Source organism: Paenarthrobacter sp. AB444 (genome assembly GCF_028736865.1).
Lineage (GTDB): Bacteria > Actinomycetota > Actinomycetes > Actinomycetales > Micrococcaceae > Arthrobacter > Arthrobacter nicotinovorans_B.
This window is the reverse complement of record NZ_JAQZBY010000001.1, coordinates 387,638-401,068: the sequence shown is the minus strand read 5'-3', so window position 1 is coordinate 401,068 and position 13,431 is coordinate 387,638. Positions and strand designations below refer to the sequence as shown.

Sequence of the window (13,431 nt, the reverse complement as noted above, 5' to 3'; positions counted from 1 at the left end):
GCATCACACTGGGGGCCATGACACTCGTGACGACGGCCATCGTGCCGATCCTTCTTCTGCTCGCCGCTGGTGCCCTGTTGCGCCAAAGGGTCCTGACCGACCCCGGCTTCTGGCGCGGACTGGAATGGATGAGTTACCGAGTCTTCACCCCCGCCCTGTTCGTCCTGTCCATCGCCGACACCGACCTCACCGTCGTTCCGCTTGGGCCGCTGCTGCTCAGTCTTGCCGCGCCGATCCTGGCCGTCACCTGCATCCTGATCGCCCTCAGACGCCCGCTTCGAGCCACCGGTCCCCAGCTGACCTCTGTGGTCCAGGGCGCCATCCGCATCAATACCTACATCGGGTTGATTTTCGCCTCGACCCTGCATGGGCAAGGAGGTGTGGCGGTATTCGCGCTCGCCAGCACCATCGTCGTTCCACTGGTGAATGTCATTTCAGTCAGCATGCTCACCGCGTACGGGGACAAAGCCAGGAATCCGAAAAGAAAGTCGGCATGGCGGGAGTTCCTCGAAAATCCGCTGATCCAAGGATGTGCCGTCGGGCTTGCGCTGAATTTCGCCGACCTGCCACTACCCGAGTTCCTCAAGGCGACCGCGGAGATGCTGGCCGCCCCGGCGCTGGCGTGTGGAACGCTCATCGCCGGCGCCGCACTGCACTTCACATTCCGTAAGCGCGACACGATTGACGTTGGACTTGCCACGGTACTGAAACTGGTCATCCTGCCGCTGTCCACTGTGGCTATCGCCATCCCACTCGGTGTTACCGGCGCCAGCCTCGCGAGCACGGTGCTCATCTGCGCAGTTCCCACCGCGCCCAGCGCCTACGTCCTCGCCAGCAGGATGGGCGGCGATACACGTCTGATGGCCTCGATCACGGCCATCCAGACCATCCTTGCCATGGTGACCCTGCCAGGAGTCCTCATGCTGACTGAGCACCTCGCACGCCAGGGATGAAACCCTACAAAGCACGTCGAACCGTAACCGGGCTATACCAAACCGATCCCAGTCACTGCTAGCCTCCACGGAAGCCGATTCCCCCGCCACTCTCCCGGCAGGGGTTATCCTCCTGTCCGTCACGAACGCTCTGAAAACCCGCACGGACAATCCATCTCAAGGAGAACGCAGCGTGACATTGCTGCCGGAGCCGACACAGACGGCCAAGGACTCCATCGTTAAGGACATGCTTGATTTCGTCCGGGTCGAGACACGCAGCCGCGACGTCACCGCGCTGAAGTAAGGGGCCCGATACCTCTGCCGGCTCGCGCTGAATGTCTGGGTGCGCCCACCCCTGCGGCACTGCTGGACGGCGGGGACTCCGCACCAACACTGACCATCACCTTATGCCGGCACCGGTCATGTTCTCGTCCTGGCCCGCTATGACACGATTTCGCCAGCCGGAAACCTTGCAAAAGTCGGGTCCGCACGCTGGGCGGACGAAACCGGCCGCCCGGCGTTGAGCTGCCTCGGGATTGTCGACCTGAAAACGGGGCTGATACAAGGCATTTCGGCGCTCAAGATTCTGCGCGAAGCCGGCCTGCGGAGGCCCACGGTCATCTTTGTCTTCAATAGTGATGAGGAAATCGGTTCATGGGCCTTCCGCCGCCATGGAAGCCGCAGCGGGCCAGGCCTATGCAATGCAGGTGCTCGAGTCCAACCCCGGCGCGGCGTTTAAGACGGGGGGAAGGGCTTGGGAAATTTTCAGCTCACCGCCACCGGCGTCGAATCCCATGCCGGTCGCGATCCGACCGTAGGAGCCAGTGCGGTTCATGTTATCGCTGAAATCATCACCGCTGTCACACGGGTTGCCGATCTGTCGAAAGGAACCTCCATCTGCTTGAGACTCGTTCGCAATGCGGATCATGCAATTCGTCAAGCTGTGGCTCGAGGTGATCGGGCCCAGGGGTCTCGTGCCAGAGTCAGGACATATCCAAATTGTTCCGGTAGGCGGTGGTTTTGTTGGTGTTCCAGCCTGCGATGATGCCGGCGCCGAGCATGTGGTCGGTGAGGCGTGCGAAGCGGTAGCCAGGGTCGGTGTCGAGGGCGAGTTGGAGGTATTGGTGTGCTTTGGATCCTCTGCCTTCCCACCAGCTGATGTAGCCGATGGTGGTGAGGATGGGTGCTGCGTGCTCGGGGCTGGTGCGGATGTACGTGTGCAGGAGCAGGTCTTTTGCCCTTTCGATTCTGGACCAGTCCGGTGCGGTGGTGGTTTGGGCGAAGAGGATGTGTTCGGGTGGTTCGTCGATTCCCGGGATATCGGCCATAAGTTGGTCGCGGATGTGCGGGAACTGGAAGTAGGCGACGAGCATCATGACGTCCGGGTCGGTGGGGTAGTCCTTCAAGTTCAACATTCCCGTCCAAAGCCGGTGCGCGTCTTCGATCGCTGCCGCCGGCGGCCGGTTAAGGATGGCTTCCTTATGGCGTTCGACGACGGTCGCGTCCTCCTGCTTGTGGGTCGCCGCCGGGAGGGTGATGTGGTTGGTGGGCGCGATAATGCTGCCGCGGTAGATGAACTCAGCGTTGACCTGTGAATATTCGGTGCTGCTGAGCGGTATGGCGATGTTCTCGCCTGGAAGAGCGTCGTAGGGGGAGTAGGTGGTATTGGTGACGTAGATGCCGTCGCGGATGGTGATTCCTTGATGTGCGAGGACTCCGGTGAGGGCTGCAACGGTGGCCCGGTGTGGCCTTGCCTCGCCTGCTTCAGGTGTTTCTGTGGTGTAGAGGGCGAAGACGATGCCGTTGGCTCGTTCGTCGGTGGTGAGGTAGGCCGCGACAATGCGGGCGAAGTGGATCTCGTACCCTGGTTGTTTGGGGAGGTCGATGCGGAGGGTTGCGCCGACTTGGTCTTTGTCGAGGGTGATGCAGACGAGGCTTTCTTGTGGCCAGAAGCCGAGAGTGTGACCGATGAAGCTGAGCAGATCGGCGGGGTCCTTGATGGTGAGCGCATTCATGACTGGTTCCTTTGACGGTTCTAGGGCTGTCTTCATTCATGGGTGGCAAACACGCGAAATCATGACTTCGGGCAGGCTTTTGCCGTCCTTGGCTCCTTGCAAGGGCTAGGCGTGGCTCATTCGCGACGTATTCCACTGGACATACGAAATGTGTGTCCTCTCGCCTGTTGGGATTCTAGAATCACTCTTACCGAGGAAATTAGTCTTTCGTGTGCATATTTATGGGGGCAGAGTTGGGTTTTAGATATCGGAAGTCGAAGAGTTTTGGGCCGGTGCGGGTCACTGCGTCAAAGCGGGGTGTGAGCGCGAGCATCGGAGCTGGGCCGATACGGGTTACGAAGACTGCGTTTGGTCGTACAACGAGCACGGTGAGGGTTCCTGGAACGGGGGTCTCTTACGTGTCGAGCACTACGCGCCGCCGTTCTCGTGCATCATCAGCTGGCCAATCGTCTCGCCCTTCTGGTGCCATGAAGGTCCGCCAGGTCATTAGCGACGAGGACTGGCGGGGGCTGCTTGCGCCCGATGGCACTGCGCCGGCGTCGAGGTTTCAGCGGGACTTCGTTCGGGCTTCGGTTGGCCGCGCCGCGGGCAAGCGTCCGAGTCTCATGCACCTTACTGTCGGCCAGGCTGCGCGGGTACTTGCCCATATTGGTCAGGATCCGGGGAAGTTGACTAGCGGCGGCCGGGGCGTTCCGGCCGTAGAAAAGGCCGGCGTCATCGCGAAGTGGGTTCTCTTCGGTCTTCTTTTGTTGGTCGTTACGTTCTCGTCGCCCGCAGGATTCGTTCTGACATTAGGAATCGTAGGGTTCGTCTTTCTCTTGAGGAAGCGGCGACGTACCAGGCAGGCATGGGAAGACGAACATTGGTCAGTTCACCCCTTACCAGTCCCTCACGAGATCCCGAGCCCACACGGATTTGTGCAACCTGTAGCCGCCGAGGACGCGTTGCCGGAACAATGGATTCCTGGCCAGGAGGTCGTGGTATCGCCTACGCCCAGAATCACGAAGACTTACGCCGTCTCGCTCGGACGCCCGGTATGGCCGAACATTGAAGTCGTCGGCGAACACGCATATGGGCAGGGCATCCGGGCTGCTCTGCGGGCTAGCGGAGCGCAGGTGGGTGTGGGTCGGGATGCAGAGATCGAAAACCTCTCGGTGGAGCTCGTTGCCGAGCCGGACAACCCTTACGATTCGAGTGCGATCAGCGTTCGCTGGAACAACAACGTTTTGGGCTATCTTCGCCGGGACGACGCCGTGCGGTTTGCTCAGCCCGTCAGGAGGGTCATTGCCAGTGGCCTGGCAGTTGTGGCTTCGGCCCGCATTTGGGCCTACGACGACGGTAGCCAGCTACGGTCCAGGGTCACCCTTGCACTACCTGAACCTGAGCTGATAGCACCTCTCAACGCGCCCCCTGCCGGTGTGACAACCCTTGTTCCGTGGGGGACAGCAATGCAAGTGCTCAAGGAAGAGAACCACTTCGACGTCCTGTCGAATCACGTGCCACCAACGGGCGCCGGCCTCTTGCTGGTCAGCCTCCATAAAGAAATCCGCACCCTGAAGAACGGTAACGAGCGCTCCTTCGTTGAAGTACGGATCGATGGGAAACGAGTCGGGGAACTCAGCAACGTCACCTCCGCGCACCTGCTTCCACTACTCGAACACACCGAGAGGATCGGCGAAACCGCCGTCGCATACGCAAAAATCACTGGCTCAGCCCTCGCCGCCGAACTTGTCCTCCACGCAGCGAAAGCAACTGACATCAGCAACGACTGGCTGGCTACGGGGCCGCATCCCGTACCTGCCTTGAAGCCGTGGGCAGCCCACTACGAAGTATCGCCTGCGTATAGGCGGTGACGCTGGGTGGGCGCCGGACGTCTGTGAGGGCAGCTGGCCCGAGTCCGCAGGAGGCTATCTGCTTGCGAAGCATGAGCGGAGTATTTGCCCTGCCGGAGGGGTGTGGACACTATGCCGGTTGTGTCTCCTTTTGGCGGCACTGGATCGTTCCGGAATTCGTGCCCACACGGGGTCATCAGCGACCACCGCCCCAACGTAATGACGGCTTCAGGGTTTTAGATCTGAACAGCAGAACCCACTCCACTGGCGCCAACTGTGAGCCTGCTTCCCGAGCAGAAGCTTGCCTCGAGCGGGCAGTCGAGAGCTGAACAGTTCAAAGTACGAAGCGTAATTATGGGTTAGCCTCGGTGTGCGAGTAATGGGCGTACGTCCTAAGGGTGACAGTCGAGACAGATGAGGTGACACGAGTCGAGGCGGACTTGGTTCGTGGCTTGGACGTCGTTGCGGCGACGGCGGCCTTCCCTGCTTAGCTCACCGCAGCCATCCTGGGTTTGCATGACACATGGGAGGCCGCCCCCGACGGTGGGGCGGCCTCCAGTTCAGCAAGGGCGGCGTGGTTCGCCGGGGAAGCTACGGAGCTGCTTTTTCGGCTTCCCAGTTCAGTGATCGTTTGGATGTTTCGGGCAGGCGGCTGCTGGCAAAGAGTGCCATGAGGCAGACGGCCACCAGGTAGAAGGCGGGAGCGAGCTTGTTACCGGTTTCGGCGATCAGCCAGGTGGCGACGAACGGCGCTGTTCCGCCGAAGACGGTGTAGGCGAGGTTGTAGGTGACCGCCGACGCGGTGTAGCGGACCATGGTGGGGAAGAGTTCGGACATCAGTACAGCTGTGACGATGCCGGTCAGGACCGCGCCGATACCCAGGAGGAGCTGGCCTAGGATGGAAACGGCCAGGTTGCCGGTGCTTCCCATCATGAAGGCCGGGAACACGGCAAGAATAAGGATGAGGCAGGCGCCCATGGTGGTTTTCCGTCGCCCGATGCGGTCCGAAAGGCGCCCCATGAAGGGGCAGAGCAGGCCGGCCAGGACCTGGCAGATGCAGCTGGAGAGCAGCGCCTGCGGCTGGCTGAGATGGCCCACCACCTGCAGGAACGTGGACATGTATGTGGTGAAGGTATAGAACGACAGGGCCGTGGCCGAGATGAAGCCAGCGAGGGCAAGGATGGTCCGCCAGTGCTCGCGGAAAGTTTCGCTCAGCGGAGACGGGGCGACCTCTGCTTTTCCTTCGATGTTCTGGAAGACCGGAGTCTCTTCGAGCCTGTAGCGAAGGTAGAAACCGAAGAAGCCCAGCGGAAGGGCCATCAGGAACGGGATGCGCCATCCCCATTCGCCCATGGCAGCGGGTCCCAGTGCCTGGGAGAGCAGGAACGTGAAGCCTGCCGCGAACGCGAACGACCAGAAGGTGCTGACTGGAACGAAGCTCGCGTAGCGGGCTTTTTGTTCCCGCGGTGCGTGTTCGATGACGTAGGCGCACGCGCCTGCGTATTCACCGCCGGCGGAGAATCCCTGGACGCAGCGCGCCAGAACCAGCAGGGCCGGAGCGCAGAGGCCGAGCGATGCGAAGTTCGGCAGCAGCCCGATGAATGCTGTCGAGCCTGAGATCAGCAGCACGGTCAGCGACAGCGTCTTTTTCCTGCCGATTTTGTCTCCGAGGCGTCCGAAGTAGATGCCGCCCAGCGGCCTCAAGGCGAACGCGACGGCGAACACGGCGAAGGTCTCCAGTAGGGCTGTGGTGGGGTTCCCGCCGGGAAAGAAGTTCGCGGCCAGCACGGTGGCCAGGTAGCCGTAGACGGCGAAGTCGTACCACTCGATGAAGTTGCCGATCGCTGCTGCGGTGATGACTTTTTTCATGACTTTCAGATCTGGTGGTGCAGTTTTTTGAAGAGGCTCCGTTGTGGACATCGTCCGTCTCCTGTAGTCGGGCCGCCAGTGGCGGACCGTGTAGATGCTGGGGGAGTGCCAGGGTCAATAGCCTGGTCCGCCGGCGCGAGTGCGTTCCGCATCTCGATTCGAATATACGCACTGTATTACGAGATTGCCTGTCTGGCCATAGGCTCCCGCAAGAATTTTCCAGGCAGAAAAAAGAGGTCGCTTCAAGCCCCCTCTTCCCATCTTGATATACGAGTCGTATTATCAATCCACCGGTCGATCGTTTACCGGCTTCAAGGAAGGAAACCTTCACGTGACTACAGGTACGGCTATCAGCCCGGGGACGCTGCACGAGGACAGTGTGGTGATTGACGGGCTCATCATCGCCAAATGGGACAGGGACCTGTTCCTGGACATGCAGAAAGGGGGTGTGACGGCCGCGAACTGTACGGTCTCGGTGTGGGAGGGGTTCCAACAGACGGTAGACAACATCCTGGAGGTCAACGAACTCATTGCCGATAACTCCGAACTTGTCCGGCCGGTCAGGACGACGGCGGATATTCGGGCGGCGAAGGCCGAGGGGAAGGCGGGCATCATCCTGGGGTTCCAGAACGCCCATGCCTTCGAGGATCAGCTGGGGTACATCAGCATTTTCAAGCAGCTTGGCGTTGGTGTCGTTCAGCTTTGCTACAACACCCAGAACCTGGTCGGCACCGGCTGCTATGAACGCGACGGCGGTTTGTCCGGTTTCGGGCGGGAAGTCGTCCAGGAAATGAACAAGGTAGGCATCCTCTGCGACTTGTCGCACGTGGGGTCCGTGACCGCCAAGGAAGTCATTCTCGAGTCATCGAAACCGGTGTGCTACTCGCACTGCCTGCCCTTTGGACTGAAGGAGCACCCGAGGAACAAAACGGACGAAGAGCTGCGCTTCATCGCCGACCGCGGCGGTTTCGTCGGGGTCACGATGTTCACGCCGTTCCTGGCTAAAGGAATCCACGCGACCATCGATGACTACGCCGAGGCCATCGAGTACGTCATGAACATCGTTGGCGAAGACTCCATCGGCATCGGCACTGACTTCACCCAGGGCCAGGACCAGCGCTTCTTCGAATACCTGACCCACGACAAGGGCTACGCCCGGCGGCTGACCGAATTCGGTGAAATCATCAACCCGCTCGGCATCCGAACCATCGGAGAGTTCCCCAACCTCACCGAAACACTCATCAAACGCGGCCACCCCGAGGCCAGGGTCAGGAAGATCATGGGCGAAAACTGGATGCGCGTCCTCAAAGACGTCTGGGGAGCATGATGGCAGCGCCCCGGATCCCCATCGACGTCGACCCACAGACCGGGCAGTGGAGCACCGATTCCCTGCCCATGCTCTACGTGCCGGTCCACTTCTTCGTCAACAACCACCTGGCCATCGAAAACGAGCTCGGCATCGAGCGCTACGCCAAGCTGCTCTACGACGCCGGCTACACCTCCGCCTGGACGTGGTGCGAACACGAATCAAAAGTCCACCACCTTCAAGGTGTGGAAGTGTTCGCGCATTACATGAACCGGCTCTCCCAGCGCGGCTGGGGCACGTTCACCATTAGGGACCTCGACCTGCCCTCGGCCACCGCCGCCATTGAAGTCAGACACTCGGTCTTCCACCGGCCCGACGAAGCGGGCACCCGTTCCGGGGACTACATGTTCACCGGATGGTTCGCCGGAGCGCTGGACTTCATCCTCTCCGAAGCCGGGGATCCGCGGCGTACCCATGCCCACCAGGTGTTCCACGAAGGCGAAACGGACGCCCCTTACGGCCTATTTCGCGTGGGCCCCGTCTAATCGGATCGAGGGCAGGATATCGCCCCCGAGGCTCATGGGGCCGGTTGCGCTTTCGGTCAGGAAACTCAGGATCCTGTCACGGAACAACACCACATGGCGGGCAGCGACGCTCTCGGCCGCATCCGGATCCCCCGCTTCGTACGCGTCGATCAACTCGGCATGATCACGCTGGATCAACAGGAAATGGTCATGCAACGAATCCCACGACGTCGCCCCGCCGAAGGCCAGATATCCCAGCCGCTGGCCCTGGTCATGAATGGAACAAGCCATCGTTCCCAGGTAGCCGTTCCGCGTCGAGGTGGCCTCCAACCGGTGCAATTCCGCGTTGGTTGAGGCCACCTCCACGGGCCGTTGCCGCTCAATGGCCTTCACAACCTTTGCTTCAGCGCGCCGCAACTTGGCAATGTCCGCCGGGGTGGCCCTGACAGCCAACAGGCGGCCGATGGCGCGCGCTGCGACCATGTGCGCCTCGAAGAGATTGGAAATATCCAGCAAATCCATCGGCTTGACGGAAAACCCGCTCTTACCTGGATCGGCCACAATCAGCCCCTCGGAGGCCAATCGGAAAAGAGCCTCCCGTGCCGGTGTCCGGCTGATCCCAAGCCGTTCGCTGATCTGCATGTCATCCACGACGGCGCCCGGAGCTAACTCAAGCGTCATCACTTGCTTTTTGATCTCGGCGTACGCCCGTTCCATCACCGATCTGGGTCGACCAGCCATTATCCCATCCTCATCGTATTAGAGCGGTATACGGCAATTACAGCATCGGTGCCAGACAAAAAGCGACAGGCCCGCCGCGATCCACCGATGCACACTGCCAGCAAAGCTGGTCGAAGCGGCTCCGCGTCACATGCGGTAAGGGGCCCCGGGGCCACCTGGCGCCGGCGAACTAGCAACTTGCGTTGACCTTCGCTGACGGCTCGGCGCTTCGCTGACGTAATCCACCAGATGCATCTCGTTCATCTGACCAACCAGCACCGGGGCTGAGGCGCTCTACGCCCCGGCCCCGCGCATTTTCCTAAAGCAGCCGCCTGTCTGCCTATTTGTTCTTACGAGACATCCGGCGGATGCGTTCCACGTCCTCGTGCAAAGCTTGGGAAACCGACGGCCAGCACCAGCCCGCTGAGTGCAAGTTACTTTCTTCCCAGCAGTTATCCAGATATTCACGAAAAGCAGTGGTTCTATTCAATCGCCCATCTAGCGTGAACTCATCACCGATTTTAAGGGCTACGGCCTGATCCAGAACAGGTGTGTCGACAATTACTGGGTCAACGTATGCGAAGAGACCAGGCAGTCTCTTCATCGAATATATTCCGACGGTTGTAGGTCGGCATTGCTCTGACTGATCGAGTGAGGCGTCCATCTGCGGGCCCTCAATAAGTCTGTGCCGAGCGCAATACTGCAACGCAGACGCAATTCCATCAAGCGTGTAGCCAAGGCTCTGCAAATAGGCGCTAATTGCCTGCCTATCCATGTAGCCATTCATGTTCTTCACTTGTACATGTCGATCTAGAAAATCCAGCAGGAGCGGAACAATGAAGTGTTCCGCAGCCAGTGGTTGTGAGACACGAAAAAGATTGGGAAGAGGAGATTCCTTCGGGTCATAGTAGATGCTGTCGCCATGCAAGAGAGAGCGCAGGAATTCGTGCTGAGGTATTGTATATCCGCTGCTGCCGAATTTCTGAATTGTAATTATCTTCTCGGTATCCAAGTGCCCGCTACCGATGAACTGTGTGACGAATCCGAGAGCCCGTCGCATGTTTCCGCCAGAAACATTCTCAATCATCTGAATCAGTTGCTGGTTGAATCGGAAGTTGTCGCCGAGCATCTTGAGAAAGTATTCGAGATTGTCGCTTGACAAACCTACCTGATTGGCCGGTCCTGATTCTTTCGCATCGAGAATTTTAAGACCAAAGTCAATCCGCTTCTGGAGCATTGTATCCGTTCTAGGAGGGGCGATTGTAAAAATGCGAGGATGATACCCGGAAGCTGCTCCGTAGCGTTCGGATTCATAGTATGTTTCGGGCCTGAGCGTCACAAAAACAGTTGCATGCCACTTCGCGGCTAGCTCATTAGAAATAAGGAAGACAGCATTTTGGTCTTCTCGGGATCTCTGATCAACGTTATCTAGAAAGACGATCACTTGCTTTCGTCGTGATCGTGATATACGTTCGAAGGCCCGGGCCATGTGATCGGAACGGTCCTTGAGGAAGTCTTCGAGAAACTCTATGCGTTTCAGCTCGAAGGTGCCGGGTTGAGTTGTCTTCAGTGAGCCAAAAATTCCTGAATCGAAGCGGTTAAGGTCCGTCCGATAAAGATCCTCTATAAACTTCTTTTCCTGAATGTCGATTGCGTGATCATCGCGGAGCTGGCGCTCAATCTCCTTAATGGTAAAATCGGTCGGATTATCAATAACTCCCTCCTGTCCGTAATTCACCATAAGGGTTAGCGCGTTATCAAAGACTTCTTTTGCATCGACGTGAATAAGGCGCTGGATAAACGTACTTTTTCCGGCCCCGACACTCCCTAGTAGAACTATCGGACGTCGTGATAGCGCGGCGATTGCTGCATCTTTGGCAAGATCTTCATTAATCCCTTTTCGCTTCTGCACAGGTTCGCTTGATACGCCTGAACTTTCGGCGACTGCGTTGTACCTGGTTGACAGTAGCTCGCGACTGACCTCCGCATAGTTGGACAAAGCGCCGCTCGTCGCATAGCACTCTGTTAGAAAAAGCTCTGCGTAAGCCGGATTTGTTGGGAAGTCTTCGAGGACGAGTTCTCCCAACACCTGAAGGTTTGCTTGCATGGCATTTCGCTTTTTGACGCCTGGGTAGTTATGGATCAATGCGGACAGGGGCGGTGGCGGTGTGGAGCGCGTCACGGACAAGGTGCCATATATCCTCCTGGAAGCAACGCCTTCGGTACTGAAATGTCGCCAAAACGTCAGGAAATCGTCCCGAAGAGCGGCAAGTGAAGGAAAAACCAGCGCTTTGCCCTTGAGTGGAGCCGTGGAATCCGTGCGACTAGCGAGGAATGCGACCCACTGCTGACCGTTGGTAACGATCGCTGGGGCAACGCCCCGGCTGGAACAGTAGGTCATGACCTGCGTCATCGCCTCGTTTAGTTCCTTGTTGCTTGAGTCGCGTAGGAGAGGAGGGATTCTGTGGATACCCTTAGTTGTACTGCTGGGCAAAGAGAAGATGGTTCCCTCTCTCTTGGCTTCAATGATGAGGACCGTCCCCGCTTCACCTAATTCGTAGTCGGTGTAGCCGGAATCTGTTTTCTGCTCGACGTGTATCCAGTCGCGGGGCCACTGAAGGACTTGGGTTAGAACCGTGTCGATTATGTGGAAACGCGTTTCGGCCTCATTTCTGGGAGGCGTTTCAGAACCACGTTCCGTCTCGGAAATTAGTGCATCCAGCGCTGCGGCGCCCTCGTCAAATCCCATAATTCCCCCGTCAAAGGTTACTGGCCCCAAAAGTTGATTCTCGTCACTGGATGCCATCTCAGATGATGAAGACATCCTTCACCTTCGTAGTCTAGGAATCGCACGGATTCTCCACCAATTGAGACGCGGGCACTGGTCGATTCGGTTCTGGTCATCTAGGGTCGTGCATCTAGATTTTCCTGGACAGTGGCGGGATATCTCGGTGATGGAATCGAGAAGCTTCCTCAACCGGTTCTGGATCTCGGATCACCCCGCGGGTCTTGTCGTCGGGATCTGGCCCAACGAGGTTCGCAGCAGAATTTCCTGACTCGACGACCACGGTGCTAAGGCACGCGCGTATAGCGTCGGTATACAGGGCCAAAGACCGTGGCGCGACCTCGGGTTCGTCGTCTTCGTCGAGTCCACGACCTACTTCGTGGCTCTGGTGCATTCGGACACCCGGCATGGCCGACCTCTTTAGGGTTCGCCGATTCAGGCTCCTTTGAGGATATGGCCCGTTCCAACGGGGACTGCCTCGTCTGGCTAACGACTTACAAGCGCATGGATGTGCCAGGCGATGGCGAAATCCCGGTCCTGAAAATGACGATCCTTGACGTCGCCCTGTTGGCCGCGGCAGAGCACCACGTTTCCAACCGCGCCCTGTGGTGTCACTCCGTTGAATGATGCCCGCGCTGCAGTTGCTCATGGCGCGCTGCGGACCGGCAACGTACACCATGACAGTTCGGATTTCCGAGGAGTTGATGTTGCCCACGGTGGCTCTTCAAAGTCATGTCGCCGCCAATGTCGAACCGCAATGAACTATCGAAAGGGGGGAATCTGTTGAAAGTGTCTTGGTTATCGTTGCTCGGCTTTGCCGGTAACCGCCGTGTACCGTCGGCGAGCAGTGTTGCTGGCTATATTTCCCGGGTCGTAAACGTCGTTCCGTGGGCTGTCGGTATCAGCAAAAGAAGGTGTGCACAATGTGCACACCTTTGCCCCCGGACTGCGCCGTACAGCCGCCGAACTGGCCCGGATTCCGTATGTTTCCGGGACTTCCCAGTAATGACAAGGCCGGGAATCGCGTTCGAGTCCCACCTCGGGCACGGCATAACCCCTCTTCGGAGGGGTTTTTGCTTTTAAGTGTTGACAAAGCTTGACATGTTCGGGAGTCCTGCCGAACCTTTCGCGTATCCGGTCTCGCTGTGTGTCGTTGGGGTTGCGGTTGTGTACCCGTTTGTCCAGCCAAAGAGGGTGCACGTTATGCGCACCGGTGTCTGCCTCAAGTTGGGAATGGCCGGTTCCCGTTTCTAGGCTCACACAGCTTCATCGAAGCGCGTCGTTCACAACAACATTGATTTGGCAGCTCTGAATCTGGATAACAGTCGTCAGCGCCAGTCCGCTGACCGTCGTCGTGACATGTGTTCGGCGGCCGTGCTCCGCGGGCGGGGACGGGTGTGTTGTTTCCAAAAAACGCACAACCCTTCCGTATGCCCCCGTGACTTATG

Annotated in this window: 11 protein-coding genes and 1 pseudogene; 8 read left to right on the top strand and 4 right to left on the bottom strand. The window is 58.7% G+C overall.

Annotated features, from left to right (window positions below; genetic code table 11):
* Positions 1–17: 17 nt before the first annotated feature.
* The 3 genes from PQ627_RS01855 to PQ627_RS19970 all read left to right on the top strand — a co-directional run bounded on the left by PQ627_RS01855 (position 18) and on the right by PQ627_RS19970 (position 1,977).
* Positions 18–953, top strand: a complete 936-nt coding sequence (locus PQ627_RS01855; RefSeq protein WP_274258111.1) for an AEC family transporter — start codon at positions 18–20, stop codon at positions 951–953.
* Positions 954–1,452: 499 nt separating this feature from the next.
* Positions 1,453–1,671, top strand: coding sequence for a M20/M25/M40 family metallo-hydrolase (locus tag PQ627_RS19975; protein WP_443192733.1), 219 nt, complete (start codon positions 1,453–1,455; stop codon positions 1,669–1,671).
* 15 nt (positions 1,672–1,686) lie between these two features.
* Positions 1,687–1,977, top strand: a complete 291-nt coding sequence (locus tag PQ627_RS19970; protein WP_443192732.1) for a hypothetical protein — start codon at positions 1,687–1,689, stop codon at positions 1,975–1,977.
* Here PQ627_RS19970 and PQ627_RS01850 read toward each other — a convergent pair.
* The gene (locus PQ627_RS01850; protein ID WP_274258110.1) at positions 1,916–2,947 is read right to left on the bottom strand and encodes a DUF4192 domain-containing protein; all 1,032 of its coding nucleotides are present in this window, start codon (positions 2,945–2,947) and stop codon (positions 1,916–1,918) included. The genes PQ627_RS19970 and PQ627_RS01850 overlap by 62 nt on opposite strands.
* Positions 2,948–3,168: 221 nt before the next feature.
* Here PQ627_RS01850 and PQ627_RS19965 point away from each other — a divergent pair.
* Together PQ627_RS19965 and PQ627_RS01845 are read left to right on the top strand one after the other, a co-directional pair.
* Positions 3,169–3,333 (top strand): annotated as a pseudogene (locus tag PQ627_RS19965) (DUF4236 domain-containing protein); the annotation flags it as partial.
* Positions 3,334–3,864: 531 nt separating this feature from the next.
* Positions 3,865–4,800, top strand: a complete 936-nt coding sequence (locus PQ627_RS01845; RefSeq protein WP_274258109.1) for an HIRAN domain-containing protein — start codon at positions 3,865–3,867, stop codon at positions 4,798–4,800.
* 570 nt (positions 4,801–5,370) lie between these two features.
* Here the strand turns inward: PQ627_RS01845 and PQ627_RS01840 are convergent.
* Positions 5,371–6,648: an MFS transporter gene (locus tag PQ627_RS01840; protein WP_274258108.1), complete on the bottom strand. Its 1,278-nt coding sequence runs from the start codon at positions 6,646–6,648 to the stop codon at positions 5,371–5,373.
* A 331-nt stretch (positions 6,649–6,979) separates the two neighbouring features.
* On the opposite strand from PQ627_RS01840, the gene PQ627_RS01835 reads away from it, so the two are divergent.
* Positions 6,980–7,975, top strand: a complete 996-nt coding sequence (locus tag PQ627_RS01835) for a dipeptidase (protein WP_274258107.1) — start codon at positions 6,980–6,982, stop codon at positions 7,973–7,975.
* The gene (locus PQ627_RS01830) at positions 7,975–8,499 is read left to right on the top strand and encodes a DUF5943 domain-containing protein (RefSeq protein WP_274258106.1); all 525 of its coding nucleotides are present in this window, start codon (positions 7,975–7,977) and stop codon (positions 8,497–8,499) included. Before PQ627_RS01835 ends, PQ627_RS01830 begins: the two co-directional genes overlap by 1 nt.
* On the opposite strand, the gene PQ627_RS01825 is transcribed toward PQ627_RS01830, so the two are convergent.
* Together PQ627_RS01825 and PQ627_RS01820 are read right to left on the bottom strand one after the other, a co-directional pair.
* Entirely contained in the window at positions 8,476–9,195 is a 720-nt protein-coding gene (locus tag PQ627_RS01825; RefSeq protein WP_274258105.1) for a GntR family transcriptional regulator, read from the bottom strand. The two genes, PQ627_RS01830 and PQ627_RS01825, sit on opposite strands and share 24 nt — an antisense overlap.
* Before the next feature lie 343 nt (positions 9,196–9,538).
* Positions 9,539–12,022 carry a hypothetical protein gene (locus PQ627_RS01820; RefSeq protein WP_274258104.1) on the bottom strand — a complete coding sequence of 828 codons (2,484 nt, stop codon included), beginning with the start codon at positions 12,020–12,022 and terminating at the stop codon, positions 9,539–9,541.
* 414 nt (positions 12,023–12,436) lie between these two features.
* On the opposite strand from PQ627_RS01820, the gene PQ627_RS01815 reads away from it, so the two are divergent.
* Positions 12,437–12,610, top strand: a complete 174-nt coding sequence (locus PQ627_RS01815; protein ID WP_274258103.1) for a hypothetical protein — start codon at positions 12,437–12,439, stop codon at positions 12,608–12,610.
* The last annotated feature ends 821 nt before the right edge of the window (positions 12,611–13,431 follow it).